Origin of the sequence: Mycobacterium alsense (assembly GCF_002086635.1) — a bacterium.
GTDB classification, from domain to species: domain Bacteria; phylum Actinomycetota; class Actinomycetes; order Mycobacteriales; family Mycobacteriaceae; genus Mycobacterium; species Mycobacterium alsense.
In genome coordinates, this window is record NZ_MVHD01000054.1 from 1 (window position 1) to 18,778 (window position 18,778).

The following is an 18,778-nucleotide window of genomic DNA, read 5'->3' on the forward strand; positions in this document are numbered from 1 at the left end:
GTCGGGCGGGTTTGCGCCGCCCCCGCCCGGGCCGGCGATCCGCGCCCTGCCGACGGAGTCCTACACGCCGTGGCTCACCCGGGTGCTGGCGTACATCGTCGACAACATCCCGGTGGCGATCCTGATCGGCATCGGTTCGCTGGTCCAGGCCCTCACCACGCAACAGACGTGTACCAGCGAGTCCGTTGGATACAGCGTCAGTCAAAACTGCGTCCCCCAGACCAGCGCCATGGGCATGCTGGTGTTCTGGATCGCGTGGCTGGCCGCGATGGCCTACCTGGTCTGGAACTACGGCTACCGCCAGGGCACCACCGGCTCGAGCGTCGGCAAGTCGCTGCTGAAGTTCAAGGTGGTCAGCGAGGTGACCGGCCAGCCGATCGGCTTCGGGATGTCGGTGGTGCGCCAGATCGCGCACTTCGTGGACGGCATTATCTGCTACATCGGCTACCTGTTTCCGCTGTGGGACGCCAAGCGGCAAACGTTGGCGGACAAGATCATGACGACGGTGTGCCTGCCGATGGAAGAAACCTGAGCGGCTCCGCGGCGGCCTGTCACTAGGCTGGTCCTCGATGACCGAGGACCGTAGCGCAGCGCACCGGTTCGCCGGGTTGGCGACCAAGGCCATTCACGCCGGCTACCGGCCGGATCCGGCGACCGGGGCGGTCAACGTGCCGATCTACGCCAGCAGCACGTTCGCCCAGGACGGTGTCGGCGGGCTGCGGGGCGGATACGAATACGCGCGCACCGGCAACCCGACCCGGGCCCCCCTGGAGGCCGCGCTGGCGGCCGTCGAGGAGGGCGTCTACGGGCGGGCGTTCGGGTCGGGGATGGCCGCCACGGACTGCGCCCTGCGGGCGATGCTGCGGCCCGGGGACCACGTCGTCATCCCCAACGACGCCTACGGCGGCACGTTCCGGCTGATCGACAAGGTGTTCACGCGGTGGAACGTCTCCTACACGCCGGTGGCGCTGTCCGACCTCGACGCCGTGGCCGCCGCGATCACGCCGCAGACCAGGCTGGTCTGGGTGGAAACCCCGACGAATCCGTTGCTGTCCATCGCCGACATCGCGGCCGTCGCGGAGATAGGGCGGCGACATTCGGCAAAGGTGTTGGTGGACAACACCTTCGCGTCGCCCGCGCTGCAGCAGCCACTGACGCTGGGCGCCGATGTCGTGCTGCATTCGACCACCAAGTACATCGGCGGACACTCCGACGTGGTGGGCGGCGCGCTGGTCACCAACGACCAGGAGCTCGACGACGCCTTCGCGTTTTTGCAGAACGGGGCCGGCGCGGTGCCGGGCCCGTTCGACGCCTACCTGACGATGCGCGGTCTGAAGACCCTGGTGCTGCGCATGCAGCGACACAGCGAAAACGCTTTGGCCGTAGCGGAATTCCTCGCCGAACATCCCGCGGTGGATGCGGTGCTGTATCCCGGCCTGCCCGGTCATCCCGGGCACCACGTCGCCGCGCGGCAGATGCGCGGCTTCGGCGGCATGGTCTCGGTGCGCATGCGGGGCGGTCGGCGGGCCGCCGAAAAGCTGTGCGCCGGAACCGAGGTGTTCATCCTGGCCGAGTCGTTGGGCGGCGTCGAGTCGCTGATCGAACTGCCCAGCGCCATGACGCACGCGTCGACGGCCGGCTCGCAGCTGGAGGTGCCCGACGACCTGGTGCGGCTGTCGGTCGGCATCGAAGACGTGGCCGACCTGCTGCGCGACCTCGACCAAGCGCTGGGTTAGTCCGGCGAGCAGACGCAGAATCGCACGCGCAGGGCGCGTTTTGTGCGATTCTCTGTCTGCTCGCGGGGAGGGGCTAGGAGTGGTAGGGCTCCGCGCTGACCAGGGTGACCTCGACGGTGTTTCCGTTGGGCACCGTGTAGCTGCGGGTCTCGCCCACCTTCGCGTCGATCAGTGCGCTGCCCAGCGGTGAGTTCGGCGAGTACACCTCGAGCTTGCCGTCGCTGACGCCCTCCTGGCGCGTGGCGATCAAAAACGTCTCGTTGTCGGACTTGTCGCCGTTGTAGTAGACCTTGACGACCGAACCCGGCAGGGCGACCCCGGACTGCTTGGGCGCCTCGCCCACCTTGGCGTTGTTGAGCAGGTCCTGCAGTTGGCGGATCCGGGCCTCCTGCTGGCCCTGCTCTTCGCGGGCCGCGTGGTAGCCACCGTTCTCGCGGAGGTCCCCCTCCTCGCGGCGGTCGTTGATCTCAGCGGCGATGACCGGGCGATTCGCGATCAGCTGGTCGAGCTCGGCCTTGAGTCGGTCATGTGACTCCTGGGTCAGCCAGGTCACCTGAGTGTCCGTCATCTCGTCGTGCTCCTCGTGATTGTCAAGCCTGTGTAAGCCTGTGCGCCGCTGCCCGGGGGTACCCGGTCCCGCCCCGTTAGCGCCGCCCCATGTTTGACGGCCTCTAATGCAGCAATACACGGTCCCTGTGGGAACCGTGCATCAACCTATGTTACCACCGCGCCAACCGGCGTTCACGCGATTTCGCGTTCGGCTCAGGCCCCGCGCAGGTAGCCGGGCACGTCGGTGCCGCAGCCGTAGATGTCGGCCATCACCGGCGGCCGGAACGATTTCACCGTCGTTGTCACCTGCACCGTGCGCTGGTCGGACGGGGGAACCAGCACCTCCCGCCGGCCCGTCTCGCCACCGTCCTTGGCCCGCACCCGCACGATGCAGTCGACCGGGCGCGACGGGTCGGATCGCGTCACGCTGATTGTTACCGACGCCGTCTCGTCGTCGATCAGCCGGTAGCCGGCCAGCGAGCCGGTGACGTCGGCGGTGCCCAGCCGCTGGTAGCCGGCGAAGGCGACGGCGAGGCCGGCGGCGACCGCCAGCACGGCCGAGCCGATGGCCAGGCGGCGCCGGGACACCCGCGAATGCCGCGGCCGCCCGTAGCGGCCCTCGGGGCGGGGGAGGGAAGTTTCGGTCACGGCTGGGTCTGTCTGGGTCTGGCTGGGCCTGTTTGGGTACGCCTGCACTGACGCGCTGCCGGCGGCGGCCGCCAGGATGCAACGATCGGAACTGGAATTATAAGGTCGCATCTAGCTCTTCCAGCCATTGTGGTGACCAGCGATCCGATAAGGGGGCACGTGAGCGGACTGCGGTTGATGGCGGTGCATGCGCACCCCGACGACGAGTCGAGCAAGGGTGCGGCCACCCTGGCCCGCTACGCCGACGAAGGTCACCGGGTCCTGGTGGTGACGCTGACCGGGGGCGAGCGCGGCGAGATTCTCAACCCGGCGATGGACCTGCCCGACGTGCTGGAGCACATGGCCGAAATCCGCCGAGACGAGATGGCGAAGGCGGCGGAGATCCTCGGCGTGGAACACAGGTGGCTGGGCTTCGTCGACTCCGGCCTACCCAAGGGCGACCCGCCGCCGCCGCTGCCCGAGGGCTGCTTCGCGCTGGTGCCGCTGGACAAGTCCGTCGAGGCGCTGGTGCGTGTGGTCCGCGAGTTCCGGCCGCACGTGATGACCACCTACGACGAGAACGGCGGCTACCCCCACCCCGATCACATTCGCTGCCACCAGGTTTCCCTCGGGGCGTTCGAGGCGGCCGGCGACTACGCGCGCTTCCCCGACGCCGGCGAGCCGTGGACGGTGTCCAAGCTGTACTACAACCACGGCTTCCTGCGCGCGCGGATGCAATTGCTGCACGACGAGTTCGTCAAGCGCGGCCAGGAGGGCCCGTTCCAAAAGTGGCTCAAGCACTGGGATCCCGAGCACGACCCGTTCGAGTCCCGGGTGACGACGCGCGTCGAGTGCGCGGCGTATTTCGGCCAGCGCGACGACGCCCTGCGCGCGCACGCCACCCAGATCGACCCGAACGCCGAGTTCTTCGCCGCCCCCATCTCCTGGCAGCAGCGGCTATGGCCCACCGAGGAATTCGAACTGGCCCGCTCCCGCGTCCCCGCCAAGCTGCCCGAGGACGACCTGTTCGCCGGAATCGAGGACGACGGGTGAACCCCCGGCTGCTCAGCGTGCTCGCCGACGCGCCCCACAACCACGGGCCCGACTTCGGCAAGGCCAGCCCGGTGGGCCTGCTGGTCGTGGTGCTGCTGCTGATCGCCACGCTGCTGCTGTTGCGGTCGATGAACAAGCAGCTCAAGAAGGTGCCCCCGTCGTTCGACCCCACGCACCCCGAGCCGGACCAGGCCGCCGACGAGGGCACCGACACCGTCGACCCGTCCGTCGGCGAGGGCCCCGACCAAACGCCCGGGCAGGCCAACGGCCCGACGCGGGCGCCGGGATCGGGCGATGAGCCCGGCTGACCCCGCCGGGACGAACACCCTCGGGCTGGCCACCAGCCCCTATTTGCGTCAGCACGCCGACAACCCGGTGCATTGGCAGCAGTGGACGCCGCAGGCGCTGGCCGACGCGGCCGCGCGCGACGTTCCGATCCTGCTGTCCGTCGGCTACGCCGCCTGCCACTGGTGTCACGTGATGGCCCACGAATCGTTCGAAGACGACGAGGTGGCCGCGGCGATGAACGCGGGATTCGTCTGCATCAAGGTCGACCGTGAGGAGCGCCCGGACCTCGACGCCGTCTACATGAGCGCCACCGTTGCGCTCACCGGGCAGGGCGGGTGGCCGATGACGTGTTTCCTGACGCCCGACGGCCGGCCCTTCTACTGCGGCACGTACTACCCGAAAGAGAGCTTCCTGCAACTGCTTTCGGCGGTGTCGACAACCTGGCGCGAGCGTCGCGGCGAGGTCGAGGAGGCGTCCGACCACATCGCCGGCGAGCTGCGCAGGATGGCCGGGGCGCTGCCCGGCGGAGGTCCGGACGTGGCGCCGTTGCTGTGCGACCAGGCCGTCGCCGCGGTCCTCGCCGACCAGGACACCACGCACGGCGGGTTCGGGGGCGCTCCCAAGTTCCCGCCGTCGGCGCTGCTCGAGGCGCTGCTGCGCAACTACGAACGCACCGGGTCGGAAGCAGCGCTTCAGGCCGTCGCGCGCACCGGCAACGCGATGGCCCGCGGCGGCATCTACGACCAGCTCGCCGGTGGGTTCGCGCGCTACAGCGTCGACAACGCATGGGTGGTACCGCATTTCGAGAAGATGCTGTACGACAACGCGCTGCTGCTGCGCGCCTATGCGCACTGGGCGCGGCGCACCGGCGACCCGTTGGCCCGCCGCGTCGCCGCCCAGACGGCGGCGTTCCTGCTGGACGAGCTCGGCCGCCCGGGGGGCGGCATGTTCATCTCCTCGCTCGACGCCGACGCCGCCGGCCGCGAGGGTTCGACCTACGTCTGGACCCCGGCGCAGCTGAACGAGGTGCTCGGCGCCGACGACGGGCCTTGGGCCGCAGATCTTTTCGCGGTCACCCCGTCCGGAACCTTCGAGCACGGGACCTCGGTGCTGCAGCTCCCGGGCGACCCGGACGACGCGCAGCGCGCCGAACGCGTCCGCACCGCGCTGCTGGCCGCGCGGCTCACCCGGCCCCAGCCGGGACGCGACGACAAGGTCGTCACGTCGTGGAACGGGCTGGCGATCACCGCGCTGACCGAAACCGGTGTGGCCCTTGGTGATCCCGAGTTGGTCGACGCCGCGCGGCGGTGCGCGCGGGCGGTGCTCGACCTGCACGTCATCGACGGCCGGCTGCGGCGCGCCAGCCTGGGCGGGGCGGTCGGCGACAGCCCAGGCATCCTCGAGGACTACGCGATGCTGGCCACCGGACTGCTGGCGCTGTACCAGCTGACCGCCGAGCAGGCGTGGCTGGCGGCGGCGACGGGGCTGCTGGACACCGCGCTGCGCCACTTCGCCGACCCGCAGCGGCCCGGCCGCTGGTTCGACACCGCCGACGACGCCGAGCGGCTGGTGCTGCGGCCCGCCGACCCGCTGGACGGGGCGACGCCGTCCGGCGCGTCGTCGGTCGCCGAAGCGCTGCTGACCGCCGCGCACCTGTCCGACGGCGAGCGCGCGGAGCGCTACCTGCGCGCGGCGGGCGACTCACTCGGCGCGCATTCGGTGCTGCTCGAACGCGCCCCGCGCTCGGCCGGACACTGGCTGGCCGTGGCCGAGGCCGCCGTCCGCGGGCCGCTGCAGGTCGCGGTGGCCTGCGACCCGACGCGGTCGGAGCTGCTGGCGGCCGCGCGCCGGCTGGCGCCCGGCGGGGCGATCGTCGTGGGCGGCGCGGTGGACTCCTCGGCGCTGCTGGCCGGCCGCGACCGGGTCGGCGGAGCGGACGCCGCCTACGTGTGCCGCGGCCGGCTGTGCGACCTGCCGGTGACCGGCGCGGCCGAACTGGCCGCCGCCCTGGCGGTTTCGGGACCCTAGCCCGGCGGTTACCCTGCGTCCCATGCCCCACGCCTCCGACAGGTTCCAAGCGATCACGGACACCGTCAACCGCTACATCGCTGCGCTCGCCGAAGGCAGCGTGGACGATCTCGTCGACTTCTACGCCGACGACGCCACCCTCGAGGATCCGGTGGGCGGCGAGGTGCACATCGGCACCACGGCGATCCGCGGCTTCTACTCGGTCCTGGCCGGCCTGCAGCGCGAAAGCGAGCTCGTGTCGCTACGCGTCGCAGGAAACGAGGCGGCGTTTCAGTTCCGGCTGACCGTGACCGCCGGCGAGCACAAGACGCGCGTCGAGCCGATCGAGGTGATGGCGTTCGACGACCGCGGCAAGGTCACCTCGATGAAGGCCTACTGGTCGCAGGCCGACGCCACCCAGCTCTAGCCCGGTGGGATGGCAGCGATCAGGCTCAGGCGGGGTGGCCGACGTAGAAGACGGCCAGCCACATGGCGATGTAGTGCAGGATCGCCGCGATCGCGGTCAAGGCGTGGAAGAACTCGTGGTAGCCGAACGTCGTCGGCCACGGGTCGGGCCAGCGCAGCCCGTAGAGCAGCCCGCCGACGCTGTAGAACACGCCGCCGACGGCGAGCAGAACCATCGCGGCCACGCCGGCGACGTGAATGATCGTGGGCGCGTACCACACCGCGACCCACCCCAGCAGCAGGTACAGCGGCACGCCCACCCAGCGCGGCGCGGTCGGCCAGCAGACCTTCAACACGATGCCCGCCAGCGCCCCGCCCCACACGATCCACAGCACCAGGTGCCCGTCCGCCGGCGGCATGGCCAGCATGGCGAACGGCGTGTAGCTGCCGGCGATGAACACGAAGATCATCGAGTGGTCGAGCCGCTTCATCAGGTTGCGGGACCTGTCGGACGTCCAGTTGACGCGGTGATAGGTGGCGCTGACGGCGAACATCGCCACGGTGGCAAGCGCGTAGGCGAACGTGCTCAGCCCGGCGCGGGTGGACGCCACCGGCCAGGACACCGATACCAGGGTCGCGCCGCAGACGATCGCCAGCCAGGCCGCGTAGAAGTGGATCCAGCCGCGCATGCGCGGCTTGCCGATAATCTGGGCGGCCCCGTCGGCGAGCTGTTCGACGGGATTGGCGGGCGCGATCGCCTCGGGGTCGGGGTCGGGGTCGTGGGACGTGGTGGTCCGGCCGCTCATACGAACCAACAGTAATAGGGATCGGCCGCGGGACGCCGCCGGACGTGCGGTGAGCAGGCCGAATCGAGCCGAAGAGATCCGGAAATGCGGGCCGGAATTTGGTGCGCCTCACAGTAGTGTGGTGCTTCGTGGAGATCATCCCGCCGCGGCTGAAGGAGCCGTTGTATCGCATCTACGAGCTGCGGCTGAGGCAGGGCCTTGCGGCCTCGAAATCCGAACTGCCCCGTCACATCGCCGTGCTGTGCGACGGCAACCGGCGGTGGGCGCGCAACGCCGGGTACGACGACGTCAGCTACGGCTACCGGATGGGCGCCGCCAAGATCGCCGAGATGCTGCGCTGGTGCCAGGAGGCCGGCATCGAGATGACCACCGTGTACCTGCTGTCCACCGAGAACCTGCAGCGCGACCCCGACGAGCTGGCCGGGCTGATCGAGATCATCACCGACGTGGTCGAGGAGATCTGCGCGCCGGCCAATCGCTGGAGCGTCCGCACCGTCGGGGACCTGGGGCTCATCGGCGAGGAGCCGGCCCGCCGGCTGCGCGGCGCGGTGGAGTCCACCCCGGCCGTGGCGCCCTTCCACGTCAACGTCGCCGTCGGTTACGGCGGCCGCCGCGAGATCGTCGACGCGGTGCGCGCGCTGCTGAGCAAGGAACTCGCCAACGGCGCGACCGCCGAGGAACTCGTCGACGCGGTGACCGTCGACGCCATCTCCGAAAACCTCTACACCTCAGGGCAACCCGACCCCGATTTGGTGATCCGCACGTCGGGGGAGCAGCGCCTGTCCGGCTTTCTGCTGTGGCAGAGCGCCTACTCGGAGATGTGGTTCTGCGAAGCGCACTGGCCGGCCTTTCGACGGGTGGACTTTCTGCGCGCGCTGCGCGACTACAGCCAGCGGCATCGCAGGCACGGCAAGTGACGAAGCCGCGGCGCGCCGGCACGAATTCGCCAAAGTAGCCGGCGTGCCAAACTGGATCCATGGCTGCGCTGTCGGCGGTGGTTTTCACGCTGAGCCTGTGGCTGGGGCTGTACCTGCTGCGCCGCGACCCGCACAAGCCGGTGCTCGCGCTGGCGGCGCTGGGGCTGTGCGGCTTCGCGCTCGTGGTGGCGCTCGACGCGGTGCGGATGTCCGGCGTCACCCACAACGGGCTGCTGAGCAAGGTCGAGGTCTACCTGGTTGCCGTGCCCAGCGTCGCGTGGTTCGCGGTGCTCGTGGAGCTGTCCCGGCCGGGCGACCGCTGGCGCGCGCGCACCGTTGATCTGCTGCTGGTCGGCGGTGTCGCCGCGGCGACCCTGTTCGGCGCGATGCTGGCCGGCGGCGTCGACGGCCCGCTGCGCCCGGGGCACGTGCTGATGTTCGCGGTGATCTCGGTATCGACGCTCGGCGCGATGATCGCCGCGCTGGCGGCGCGGCGCGCCCGGCCGGTACCGGTCGGGCGCAGCGGCCTGGGGATCGCCATCGTGGCGACGCTGTTCTTCGCGCTGGGCAACGCGATCCTGATCATCCCGCTGGGGCTGGTGCCCAGCTGGTTGGCGCTGGCGTCGACGGGATTCGACGTGCTGCTGCTGGGCGTGGCGGTGGCGGTGTGGGACGCGTTCGACGAGGGCCAGGCGCTGCGCGCCGACATGCTGCGCTCCTTCGCCGGCTCGGTGGCGGTGGCCCTGCTGTTCGGCGGCCAGGCGCTGATCGGCCTCGCGGTGACCCGGCACGAGCCCGCGGCACACACCGTGCTGACCGTGTTGCTGTTCACCACCCTGGCGATCGCGATCACGGTGCAGGTGCTGGCCGACCCGCTGGCCGGCGCGCTGGACCGGCTGGCGTTCTCGCGCTCACCGGGGCTGCGCGCGGACCGGGCCGCGCTGCGCCACACCGGGGCGGCGCTGCCGCTGCGCTCGGCCGATCCGCTCCGGGATATCCAAGCGGTCGACGACGAGACCTTCGCCCGGCTGACCCGGCGGGCGCTGGGCCACTACCGCGACCTGACCAAGCTGGTCGCCAGCCCCCTGACCGCGCTGCCCGTGATCGATGAGCGGCTGGCCGCCCGCGGCGCCTCCGATCAGCCGGTGGAGCGGGCCAACGAGCTCAAGGCCGTCCTCGCCGACGGCATCGCGCGGCTCAAGCCCCGCGACGCGGGCGATTTCGGCACCACCGAGGAGTGGCGCTACTACAACGCGCTGTACTTCCCCTACGTCGTCGGGGTGCGCGCCTACGCGCAGAACGCGACCGCCGCGGGGCTGGACCCCACCGCGCGGCGGGCGTGGCAGTGGCTGGTCACCGAGGTCCCGCAGCGCTCGCTGCACAACTGGCAGAACGCCGCGGCCCGGCTCGTCGCGGCCGATCTGCGCGGGCGCGTCCCGGTTCCCAGCGAATAGCTGCGGCCGCTGGGCGCCAAAGCGGGAATAGCCGGTCGAACCGACTGGTCCTAAGTTCCGTGGCAGCAGTTGGCAGCGCCGCGCGTCGATATGGCAGCGGACCGGGGGGACGCTCAACCTGTTCGACAAACCCGTCATCGCGAGGAGTAATGACATGACATCCGCATCCGGGGTGACCGGCCTGGCCACCCGCCCCCTGTACGACTCGACCGATTCGCTGCTGCGTTTTGCGATGCGCGCCGACGCCACCCTGACCGGGCTCGGCGGGTTGGCCGTCGCGTTCTTCGCCGACCCGATCTCGTCGCTGACCGGACTGACGTCGATCCAGGAATATGCCATGGGCGCGTTCTTCGTGCTCTACGGCCTGGCGGTGTTCAGCCTTGCCGCACTGCCGAACCTGCGCCGCGCGGGCGTCGGCGTCGTGGTGGCCAACCTCGTGTACACGCTGGCCGCGATCGCGGCCGCCGAGGTCGTGCCCATGACCGCCGCCGGCGTCGCGGCGATGCTGGCCAGCGGCGCCTACACGGCGGGATTCGCCTGGCTGCAGTACCTGGGGGTGCGCCGGCTCGAGACGTAGTCCCACCATCCGGCCCCGGCGTCAGAGCTTGCGCAGGCGCAGCCGATTGATGGAGTGGTCGGCGTCCTTGCGCAGCACCAGGGTGGCCCGGGGCCGGGTCGGCAGGATGTTCTCGACCAGGTTGGGCCGGTTGATCGACCGCCAGATCTCGCGCGCCGCGGCGATCGCCTTGGTGTCGTTCAGCGCCGAGTAGTGGTGGAAGTGCGACTCCGGGTCGGCGAACGCCGTGCCGCGCAGCGACAGGAACCGCGACACGTACCACTGCTCGATGTCCTCGATCCGGGCGTCCACATACAGCGAGAAGTCGAACAGGTCCGACACCATCAGCGTCGGGCCCGTCTGCAGGACGTTGAGGCCCTCGAGGATCAGGATGTCGGGGTGGCGGACCACGTGCTTGGCCCCGGGGATGATGTCGTACTTCAGGTGCGAATAGACCGGAGCACAGGCGTAATCCGAGCCGGATTTGACCGACGTCACGAACCGCATCAGCGCCCGACGGTTGTAGCTCTCCGGAAAACCCTTGCGGTGCATGAGGTTTCGCCGGTCCAGCTCGGCGTTGGGGTACAGGAAGCCGTCGGTGGTCACCAGGTCGACCCGGGGATGGTGATCCCAGCGGGCCAGCAGGGCCTGCAGCACGCGCGCGGTCGTCGACTTGCCGACCGCCACGCTGCCGGCCACACCGATCACGAACGGCACCGGCCGGTCCGGGTTCTGCTGGGGCTCGCCGAGGAACTCCGCGGTGGCGGCGAACAGCCGCTGGCGCGCGGCGACCTGCAGGTGGATCAGCCGGGCCAGCGGCAGGTAAACCTCTTCGACCTCCAGCAGGTCGATCTGTTCGCCGAGACCGCGCAGCCCGACCAGTTCCTCTTCGGTGAGGGCCAGCGGGGTCGACATGCGGAGCCCACGCCATTGCTTTCGGTCGAACTCCACATAGGGGCTCGGCTCGCTAAGCCGCGGCATAGTGCCAAGTGTTGCAGGGGCGGGCGCATGCCCGACGGCTGGGCTGGCCGAAAGCCGCCGCTGGATAGACTGGCGGCCGTGACCGCCGCACCTGACGCCCGTACTACCGCATCTGTCGCATCTGTCATGTCCGCGCCGCTCGCCGAGGTCGACCCGGATATCGCCGAGTTGCTGGACAAAGAACTGCACCGGCAGCGCGACACCCTGGAGATGATCGCCTCGGAGAACTTCGTGCCCCGCTCGGTGCTGCAGGCCCAGGGCAGCGTCCTGACCAACAAGTACGCCGAGGGGTTGCCCGGCCGGCGCTACTACGGCGGTTGCGAGCACGTCGACGTCGTGGAGAACATCGCCCGCGACCGGGCGAAAGAATTGTTCGGCGCCGAGTTCGCCAACGTCCAGCCGCATTCCGGCGCCCAGGCCAACGCCGCGGTGCTGCACGCGCTGATGTCGCCGGGGGAGCACCTGCTCGGGCTGGACCTGGCCAACGGCGGGCACCTCACCCACGGCATGAAGCTGAACTTCTCCGGAAAGCTCTACGACGTCGGCTTCTACGGCGTCGACCCGACGACGCACCTCATCGACATGGACGCGGTGCGGGCCAAGGCGCGCGAGTTCCGCCCCAAGGTGATCATCGCCGGCTGGTCGGCCTACCCGCGGATCCTGGACTTCGCCGCGTTCGCCTCGATCGCCGACGAGGTCGACGCGAAGCTGTGGGTGGACATGGCGCACTTCGCCGGCCTGGTCGCCGTCGGTCTGCACCCGTCGCCGGTGCCGCACGCGGACGTGGTGTCCACGACCGTGCACAAGACGCTCGGCGGCGCCCGCTCCGGGATGATCCTGGGCAAGCAGGAGTACGCCAAGGCCATCAACTCCGCGGTGTTCCCCGGCCAGCAGGGCGGGCCGCTCATGCACGTCATCGCGGGCAAGGCGGTCGCGCTCAAGATCGCCACCACGCCCGAATTCGCTGAGCGTCAGCAGCGCACGCTGTCCGGCGCCCGGATCATCGCCGAGCGGCTGCTGGCGCCCGACGTCGCCAAGGCCGGTGTGTCGGTGGTCAGCGGCGGCACCGACGTGCACCTGGTGCTGGTCGACCTGCGCGACTCCCCGCTGGACGGCAAGGCCGCCGAGGACCTGCTGCACGAGATCGGCATCACCGTCAACCGCAACGCGGTCCCGAACGACCCCCGCCCGCCGATGGTGACGTCGGGCCTGCGGGTGGGAACGCCCGCGCTGGCCACCCGCGGTTTCGGGGACACCGAATTCACCGAGGTCGCCGACATCATCGCGACCGCACTGGTGGGCGGGGCGGACGTGGCGGCGCTGCGCCGGCGGGTGACGCGGCTGGCGCGGGACTTCCCGCTGTACGAGGGGCTCGAGGAGTGGACGCTCGTCGACCGCTGAGCAAAATCGGGCCGCGACACGGGTCGTCGAATTTCACGAAACCTGTGTATGGAGGTTACAGTTACTTTATGGCACAGAAACCTGTACCTAACGCGCTGACCCTGGAACTCGAGCCGGTGGTCGAGCAGCTCATGGATCACCACCTCACCACCGAAGAGCTGTGGTTCGCCCACGACTACGTGCCGTTCGACCAGGGGGAGAACTTCGCCTTCCTCGGCGGGCGGGACTGGGAGCCGTCCCAGGCCACGCTGCCCAGGGCCGTCACCGATGCCTGCGAGATCCTGCTGCTGCTCAAGGACAACCTCGCCGGCCATCACCGCGAGCTGGTCGAGCACTTCATCCTCGAGGAGTGGTGGGGTCGCTTCCTGGGCCGCTGGACCGCCGAGGAACAGCTGCACGCCATCGCGTTGCGGGAGTACCTGGTGGTGACGCGCGAGGTCGACCCCACCGCCAACGAAGAGGCCCGCGTCGAGTACGTGATGAAGGGGTACCGCGGCGACGCCTACTCACAGGTCGAGACGCTGGTGTACATGGCGTTCGCCGAGCGCACCCACGCCGTCTTCTGCCGCAACCTGGCCGCCATCATCGAGGAGCCCGTCCTGGCCGGGCTCATCGACCGGATCGCCCGGGACGAAGCGCGGCACGAGGCGATCTTCGCCAAGCTCGTCGCGCACTGCCTGCACTACACGCGCGACGAGACGGTCGCCGCGATCGCCGCCCGCGCGGCGGATCTTCAGGTCGTCGGCGCCGACATCGACGCCTACCAGGACAAGGTGCGAAACGTCGCCGACGCGGGCATCTTCGGCGCCGCCGACCTGCGCCAGGCCATCGCCGAGCGCATCAGCGATTGGGGAGTGGCCGACGAACCCGCGCTGCAGCGGTTCGTCACCGGGTAGGCCTTTCGTCCCCCGCCGGCCACCACCCGCGGGCCGGAATTTTGGTGTCGCCCTGCCGGTCTCGGCGCGCCTGCGCGGCGGCCAAGCGGCCACGGGAGTAGCGTCGTTGTCGATGGCCAGCGACAAGCTCTGCTGCCAGGGCGGCACCTCCCGTCACCACAAGGGCAGGACCGGCCCCGGTCCTGGTGCTGCGGCTCCCGCCGACATGCCCGTGCGGGTCCGCGCGGGCTTTCCCGCTCGAGGAGCGCTTCGTGACCGATACCCGGACCTATGTGCTCGACACCTCCGTGCTGTTGTCCGACCCGTGGGCGTGCAGCCGGTTCGCCGAACACGAGGTGGTGGTGCCGCTGGTGGTGATCAGCGAACTGGAGGCCAAGCGCCACCACCACGAACTGGGCTGGTTTGCCCGGCAGGCCCTACGCCTGTTCGATGATCTTCGGCTCGAGCACGGACGGCTGGATCTGCCGATTTCCGTTGGGACACAAGGCGGCACGCTTCACGTCGAACTGAACCACACCGACCCGGCCGTGCTGCCCGCCGGCTTCCGCACCGATAGCAACGACTCCCGGATTCTCAGCTGCGCCGCCAACCTCGCCGCCGAGGGCAAGCGAGTTACGTTGGTCAGCAAGGACATTCCGCTGCGGGTGAAGGCCGCGGCCGTGGGCCTGTCGGCCGACGAGTACCACGCGCAGGACGTCGTGGTCTCCGGGTGGTCGGGGATGAGTGAGATCGAAACGGCGGCCGAAGACATCGACGCGCTGTTCGCCGACGGCGAGATCGACCTCGCCGAGGCCCGGGACCTGCCCTGCCACACCGGCGTTCGGCTGCTGGGCGGCACGTCGCACGCACTGGGCCGGGTCACCGCGGCCAAGCGCGTACAGCTGGTTCGCGGGGACCGCGAGGTGTTCGGGCTGCGCGGGCGTTCCGCCGAGCAGCGCGTGGCGCTCGACCTGCTGCTGGACGAGTCGGTGGGCATCGTCTCGCTGGGCGGCAAGGCGGGCACCGGCAAGTCGGCGCTGGCGCTGTGCGCGGGGCTCGAGGCGGTGCTGGAGCGGCGCACCCACCGCAAGGTGGTGGTCTTCCGCCCGCTGTACGCCGTCGGCGGCCAGGAGCTGGGCTACCTGCCGGGCAGCGAGAGCGACAAGATGGGCCCGTGGGCCCAGGCGGTCTTCGACACCCTCGAGGGCCTGGCCAGCCCGGCGGTGCTCGAGGAAGTCCTGTCCCGGGGCATGCTCGAGGTGTTGCCCCTGACCCACATCCGCGGCCGCTCGCTGCACGACTCGTTCGTCATCGTCGACGAGGCGCAGTCGCTGGAGCGCAACGTCCTGCTGACGGTGCTGTCCCGGCTGGGCACCGGATCGCGGGTGGTGCTCACCCACGACATCGCCCAGCGCGACAACCTACGCGTCGGGCGCCACGACGGGGTCGCGGCGGTGATCGAGAAGCTCAAGGGCCACCCGCTGTTCGCCCACATCACCCTGCTGCGCAGCGAACGGTCGCCGATCGCCGCGCTGGTGACCGAGATGCTCGAGGAAATCGCCGGCCCGCGCTGAGCGCACCTGACCGTCCGCCCGCCCGCGAAACTGTATTCCACTACGGCTCCACCCGCGAAATGCGTCGCTGGTTGCAGTCTCGCGGTGGGTAGGCTTTTCCCGTGCCGAAACGACCCGACAGCCAGGCCTGGCGCTATTGGCGGACGGTGGTCGGCGCCGTCGCGGCCGCGGCGGTGCTGGTGATCGGTGGGCTGACCGGTCACGTGACGCGCGCCGACAACCTGAGCTGCTCGGTCGTCAAGTGCGTCGCGCTGACCTTCGACGACGGTCCCGGCCCCTACACCGACCGGCTGCTGCAGGTCCTCAAGGACAGTGGTATCCCGGACGCCAAGGCCACGTTCTTCATGATCGGCAACAAGGTCGCCGCCAACCCGGCGGGCGCCCGGCGCGTCGCGGACGCCGGCATGGAGGTCGGCAACCACACCTGGGAACACCCCAACATGACCACGATCCCGCCCGAGGACGTCCCCGGCCAGTTCTCCAGGTCCAACGACGCGATCGCCGCCGCCACCGGCCGGGCCCCCTCGCTGTGGCGTCCCGCCGGCGGGCTGTCCAGCGACGCGGTGCGCCAGACCGCGAGCCGCTTCGGTCTGGCCGAGATCCTTTGGGACGTCATCCCTTTCGACTGGATCAACGACTCCAACACGGCCGCATCGCGGTACATGCTGATGACGTACGTCAAGCCCGGGTCGGTGGTGCTCTTCCACGACACCTACTCGAGCACCGTCGACCTGGTGTACCAGTTCCTACCCGTGCTCAAGGCCAACGGCTACCGGCTGGTGACCGTCACCGAACTGCTGGGGCCGCGGGCGCCGGGCAGCAGCTACGGCGGCCGCGAAAACGGGCCGCCCGCCCACGCGCTGCACGACGTTCCCCCGGGAGAGATCCCCACCCTGCCCAACACACCCTCGCCCAAGCCGATGCCCAACTTCCCGATCACCGACATCCCGGGCCAGAACTCGGGCGGACCAAATAACGGCGCTTAGCGCCGGCGCGGCTACGGTAATGGGGTGGACACCGCGGGTCCGGCGAGCACCCGACAGCGAAAGTCGGCTCGCAGGTTGTCCATTGAATACGGTGTGGCCCTCGCCCTGGCCTACATCATCGCCGCGATCGACGCGGCCGCCATCCTGATTCCGCTGCGCGGGCACACCTCCGCCGCGGCCAACTTGGCCTTCGCGGAGAGGAACACGGCGGCGGTGGTGGGGCTCGTCGCGGTGGGGACGGTCGGCGTCGCCGTCGCCGGCGTGCTGAGCCTGCGCCCCACGCTGCGCTGGTACGTCCCCGGGTACGAGCCGACCGACCAACAGCGGCAAGCCGCGATGAAGATCGCCGGGCGCCAGTCGGCGATCCTCGTGGCGGGCTGGGCCGCGGCCGCGGTGAGCTTCGCGATCCTGAATCTCGAAGGCGGAACCCAGTTCCTGTTGCCCATCCTGCTCGGCCTGGTGCTCGGCGGACTCGCCGTCGCCGGGATGGGGATGCTGCTCGCCCAATCGACCTTGCGCCCCATCATGGTCGCGGCCACGCGGGGTCGCGAGCCGCGGCTGATGGTGCCGGGGGTGTTCGCGCGCCTGGTGATGCTGTGGTTCTTGTGCAGCGCGCTGCCCATCGGGGTGATCGCGTCCCTGGTCGTCCTTCGCTCGTACGGCTGGCTCATCGCGAAGTCGGCGTCGCTGGACGTGCCCGTGCTGGTGGTGTCGCTGGCGGCGCTGCTGCTCGGGTTACCGACGATGATCCTGACCTCGCGATCCATTTCGGATCCGCTCGGCGAGGTCGTCGACGCCATGGCCGAGGTCGAGCACGGCCGGATCGGAACGTACGTCGGGGTATACGAACGCTCCCAAATCGGGCGCCTGCAAACGGGATTCAACCGGATGGTCGCCGGACTCGCCGAGCGGGACCGGTTGCGGGACCTGTTCGGCCGCTACGTGGGCGCCGACGTGGCCCAGCGCGCCGTGGAAGAGGGGGCCTCGCTGTCGGGTGACGTCGTCGAGGCCGCGGTGCTGTTCATCGACCTGGTGGGGTCGACGCAACTCGCGGAAAGTCGCCCCCCGCAAGAGGTTGCCGAGGTGCTCAACGACTTCTTCCAAATCGTCGTCGGCGCCGTCGACGAACACCACGGGCTGATCAACAAATTCGCCGGCGACGCCGCGCTGGCCGTCTTCGGGGCGCCGCTGCGCACGGCCGAACCGGCATCGGCGGCGCTGGCGACCGCTCGCCTGCTGGGCACCCGGCTGCGCCGGCTGCCGGTGGTCGATTTCGGCATCGGCGTCTCGGCGGGACGGGTGTTCGCCGGCAACGTCGGCGCCGAAAACCGGTATGAATACACGGTAATCGGCGACGCGGTCAACGAGGCCGCGCGGCTGGCCGACCTCGCCAAGACCGCCGACCGGCGGATCCTGTGCTCGGCGGCGGCCATCGACCGCGCCGACGACGCCGAGCGGGCGCACTGGTCCGAGTGCTATTCGACGGTGCTGCGCGGGCGTTCGGAAGCCACCCACGTCTCGGCGCCGGCGCGCCCGCTTACTTCTTGACCTTCAGGGCGCCGATGACGCCGTTGATGATGCCCGCCGAGGGCGCATCGCCGATGGGCGTGGCGCCCAGGAAGATGGTCACCGGCTTGGTGTCGACCGCGATGATGACCACCGAGTCGCCCTTGACGTTGCGGGCGGGGTCGGCGATCGTGACGTCGGCGTCGACCCTGGCCGCCTTGACCCCGTCGACGGTGATCGACGACGTCTTCATCGGGCCCAGGGTGGGCGAAGCGTTGGAGTAGCCGGGCCCGTTGGCCACGCAGCCCATCAGCTTCGACGCCTGCGCGGCGACGTCCATGCTGGCTACGAAGTTGGTGACGGCGACCTCGGCCTGCATCATCCACTGGCTGGCGCCGGGCACCTCCTGCGCGACGCCCACCGCGTCGATCAGGTTCGGGGTCTGGTCGTCGGAAAAACCCATCCAGCCGGGAGTCGCGCTGGCCGGAAACGACAGCTTGCCCGCGCTGACCGTGTCGCCGTTGGGCTTTTCGCCGCCGGACACGTTGGGCGTGCAGCCGGTCGCCGTCTGCTGGCCGCTGCCGGGTTGCGACGTCGGGGCGCTCGCCGAAGGTGAGGCGGACGGTGAGGGCCCGGCCGGGTTGGACTTGTTCCCGCCGTTGAGCGCGATCGCGAGGATCACCACCAGCGCGATGACACCGAGGATCGCGAGTCCGGCCACGATCAGCCACGGCGCTTTGGAGCTCGGACCCCTCGGCGGTGGCCCGGGCGGGTAGGGCCCGCCCGGCCAGCCGGGCGGGAGCTGCTGGCCCGGCGGCGGGTACTGCTGGCCCTGCGGCGGGTACTGCTGGCCCGGCGGCGGGTACTGCTGGGGCGCGTAGGGGCCGGGCGCGTAAGGGTTGCCGGCCTCCGGCGGGTTGCCGTACGGGCCGCCGGGCGGCGGGTACGGGTAGCCGCCGCCGGGCGGCTGACCGCCCCAATAGGGGTCCTGTCCATAAGGATTCGTCCCGTAGGGGTCCTGGCCGTAGGGGCCGCCGGGGGGAACCGTCATCGCTGA

Annotated in this window: 19 protein-coding genes; 14 read left to right on the plus strand and 5 right to left on the minus strand. The window is 70.3% G+C overall.

What is annotated here, in order from left to right; translation table 11 throughout:
- On the plus strand, nucleotides 1–532 hold a 532-nt coding region (locus BST11_RS22300; protein ID WP_142276496.1), incomplete at its 5' end, for an RDD family protein.
- Between the two features lie 37 nt (nucleotides 533–569).
- Nucleotides 570–1,736 carry a cystathionine gamma-synthase gene (locus BST11_RS22305; RefSeq protein WP_083140228.1) on the plus strand — a complete coding sequence of 389 codons (1,167 nt, stop codon included), beginning with the start codon at nucleotides 570–572 and terminating at the stop codon, nucleotides 1,734–1,736.
- 73 nt (nucleotides 1,737–1,809) lie between these two features.
- Here the strand turns inward: BST11_RS22305 and greA are convergent, their stop codons facing one another.
- A complete protein-coding gene (greA, locus tag BST11_RS22310) occupies nucleotides 1,810–2,304 on the minus strand; it encodes a transcription elongation factor GreA (RefSeq protein ID WP_083140230.1) in 495 nt (164 codons plus the stop codon).
- A 194-nt stretch (nucleotides 2,305–2,498) separates the two neighbouring features.
- Nucleotides 2,499–2,933 (minus strand): DUF4307 domain-containing protein, encoded by a 435-nt coding sequence (locus BST11_RS22315; protein ID WP_142276497.1) that lies wholly within the window; start codon nucleotides 2,931–2,933, stop codon nucleotides 2,499–2,501.
- 159 nt (nucleotides 2,934–3,092) lie between these two features.
- On the opposite strand from BST11_RS22315, the gene mca reads away from it, so the two are divergent.
- From mca to BST11_RS22335, 4 genes are read left to right on the plus strand one after another with little or no spacing between them, the layout of a single operon-like run.
- The gene (mca, locus tag BST11_RS22320) at nucleotides 3,093–3,965 is read left to right on the plus strand and encodes a mycothiol conjugate amidase Mca (RefSeq protein WP_083140234.1); all 873 of its coding nucleotides are present in this window, start codon (nucleotides 3,093–3,095) and stop codon (nucleotides 3,963–3,965) included.
- Entirely contained in the window at nucleotides 3,962–4,273 is a 312-nt protein-coding gene (locus BST11_RS22325) for a hypothetical protein (RefSeq protein WP_067321301.1), read from the plus strand. Before mca ends, BST11_RS22325 begins: the two co-directional genes overlap by 4 nt.
- Nucleotides 4,260–6,281 (plus strand): thioredoxin domain-containing protein, encoded by a 2,022-nt coding sequence (locus BST11_RS22330; RefSeq protein WP_083140236.1) that lies wholly within the window; start codon nucleotides 4,260–4,262, stop codon nucleotides 6,279–6,281. The genes BST11_RS22325 and BST11_RS22330 overlap by 14 nt, the downstream gene beginning before the upstream one ends.
- 22 nt (nucleotides 6,282–6,303) lie before the next feature.
- A complete protein-coding gene (locus BST11_RS22335; RefSeq protein WP_083140238.1) occupies nucleotides 6,304–6,687 on the plus strand; it encodes a nuclear transport factor 2 family protein in 384 nt (127 codons plus the stop codon).
- A gap of 25 nt (nucleotides 6,688–6,712) precedes the next feature.
- On the opposite strand, the gene trhA is transcribed toward BST11_RS22335, so the two are convergent.
- The gene (trhA, locus tag BST11_RS22340) at nucleotides 6,713–7,471 is read right to left on the minus strand and encodes a PAQR family membrane homeostasis protein TrhA (RefSeq protein ID WP_083140241.1); all 759 of its coding nucleotides are present in this window, start codon (nucleotides 7,469–7,471) and stop codon (nucleotides 6,713–6,715) included.
- A 128-nt stretch (nucleotides 7,472–7,599) separates the two neighbouring features.
- On the opposite strand from trhA, the gene BST11_RS22345 reads away from it, so the two are divergent.
- From BST11_RS22345 to BST11_RS22355, 3 genes are all read left to right on the plus strand, one after another.
- Entirely contained in the window at nucleotides 7,600–8,388 is a 789-nt protein-coding gene (locus BST11_RS22345; protein ID WP_067321394.1) for a (2Z,6E)-farnesyl diphosphate synthase, read from the plus strand.
- A 59-nt stretch (nucleotides 8,389–8,447) separates the two neighbouring features.
- A complete protein-coding gene (locus BST11_RS22350; RefSeq protein WP_083140243.1) occupies nucleotides 8,448–9,842 on the plus strand; it encodes a hypothetical protein in 1,395 nt (464 codons plus the stop codon).
- Nucleotides 9,843–9,996: 154 nt separating this feature from the next.
- The gene (locus BST11_RS22355; protein ID WP_083140245.1) at nucleotides 9,997–10,419 is read left to right on the plus strand and encodes a hypothetical protein; all 423 of its coding nucleotides are present in this window, start codon (nucleotides 9,997–9,999) and stop codon (nucleotides 10,417–10,419) included.
- 21 nt (nucleotides 10,420–10,440) lie between these two features.
- On the opposite strand, the gene coaA is transcribed toward BST11_RS22355, so the two are convergent.
- Complete coding sequence (coaA, locus tag BST11_RS22360; RefSeq protein WP_067321324.1) at nucleotides 10,441–11,379, minus strand: type I pantothenate kinase; 939 nt, start codon at nucleotides 11,377–11,379, stop codon at nucleotides 10,441–10,443.
- A 126-nt stretch (nucleotides 11,380–11,505) separates the two neighbouring features.
- Between coaA and glyA the strand changes: the two genes are divergently transcribed.
- The 5 genes from glyA (at nucleotide 11,506) to BST11_RS22385 (ending at nucleotide 17,763) form a co-directional block, all read left to right on the plus strand.
- The gene (glyA, locus tag BST11_RS22365; RefSeq protein ID WP_083140247.1) at nucleotides 11,506–12,780 is read left to right on the plus strand and encodes a serine hydroxymethyltransferase; all 1,275 of its coding nucleotides are present in this window, start codon (nucleotides 11,506–11,508) and stop codon (nucleotides 12,778–12,780) included.
- A gap of 68 nt (nucleotides 12,781–12,848) precedes the next feature.
- On the plus strand, nucleotides 12,849–13,676 hold the full coding sequence (locus BST11_RS22370) for an acyl-ACP desaturase (RefSeq protein WP_083140249.1): 828 nt from the start codon (nucleotides 12,849–12,851) through the stop codon (nucleotides 13,674–13,676).
- A gap of 251 nt (nucleotides 13,677–13,927) precedes the next feature.
- Nucleotides 13,928–15,229: an RNA 5'-3' helicase PhoH2 gene (gene phoH2 / locus BST11_RS22375; protein ID WP_083140251.1), complete on the plus strand. Its 1,302-nt coding sequence runs from the start codon at nucleotides 13,928–13,930 to the stop codon at nucleotides 15,227–15,229.
- 101 nt (nucleotides 15,230–15,330) lie between these two features.
- The gene (locus BST11_RS22380) at nucleotides 15,331–16,215 is read left to right on the plus strand and encodes a polysaccharide deacetylase family protein (protein WP_083140253.1); all 885 of its coding nucleotides are present in this window, start codon (nucleotides 15,331–15,333) and stop codon (nucleotides 16,213–16,215) included.
- 75 nt (nucleotides 16,216–16,290) lie between these two features.
- Complete coding sequence (locus BST11_RS22385; protein WP_083140255.1) at nucleotides 16,291–17,763, plus strand: adenylate/guanylate cyclase domain-containing protein; 1,473 nt, start codon at nucleotides 16,291–16,293, stop codon at nucleotides 17,761–17,763.
- On the opposite strand, the gene BST11_RS22390 is transcribed toward BST11_RS22385, so the two are convergent.
- Entirely contained in the window at nucleotides 17,753–18,772 is a 1,020-nt protein-coding gene (locus BST11_RS22390) for a hypothetical protein (protein ID WP_083140257.1), read from the minus strand. The two genes, BST11_RS22385 and BST11_RS22390, sit on opposite strands and share 11 nt — an antisense overlap.
- Nucleotides 18,773–18,778 lie beyond the last annotated feature (6 nt).

Bases quoted from the DNA above. Each gene is read 5' to 3' on its own strand.
- BST11_RS22355 (WP_083140245.1), top strand. From the start codon at position 9,997: ATGACATCCGCATCCGGGGTGACCGGCCTGGCCACCCGCCCCCTGTAC.
- BST11_RS22370 (WP_083140249.1), top strand. From the start codon at position 12,849: ATGGCACAGAAACCTGTACCTAACGCGCTGACCCTGGAACTCGAGCCG.
- BST11_RS22350 (WP_083140243.1), top strand. From the start codon at position 8,448: ATGGCTGCGCTGTCGGCGGTGGTTTTCACGCTGAGCCTGTGGCTGGGG.
- glyA (WP_083140247.1), top strand. From the start codon at position 11,506: ATGTCCGCGCCGCTCGCCGAGGTCGACCCGGATATCGCCGAGTTGCTG.
- BST11_RS22390 (WP_083140257.1), bottom strand. From the start codon at position 18,772: ATGACGGTTCCCCCCGGCGGCCCCTACGGCCAGGACCCCTACGGGACG.
- BST11_RS22335 (WP_083140238.1), top strand. From the start codon at position 6,304: ATGCCCCACGCCTCCGACAGGTTCCAAGCGATCACGGACACCGTCAAC.
- BST11_RS22330 (WP_083140236.1), top strand. From the start codon at position 4,260: ATGAGCCCGGCTGACCCCGCCGGGACGAACACCCTCGGGCTGGCCACC.
- BST11_RS22305 (WP_083140228.1), top strand. From the start codon at position 570: ATGACCGAGGACCGTAGCGCAGCGCACCGGTTCGCCGGGTTGGCGACC.
- greA (WP_083140230.1), bottom strand. From the start codon at position 2,304: ATGACGGACACTCAGGTGACCTGGCTGACCCAGGAGTCACATGACCGA.
- coaA (WP_067321324.1), bottom strand. From the start codon at position 11,379: ATGCCGCGGCTTAGCGAGCCGAGCCCCTATGTGGAGTTCGACCGAAAG.
- trhA (WP_083140241.1), bottom strand. From the start codon at position 7,471: ATGAGCGGCCGGACCACCACGTCCCACGACCCCGACCCCGACCCCGAG.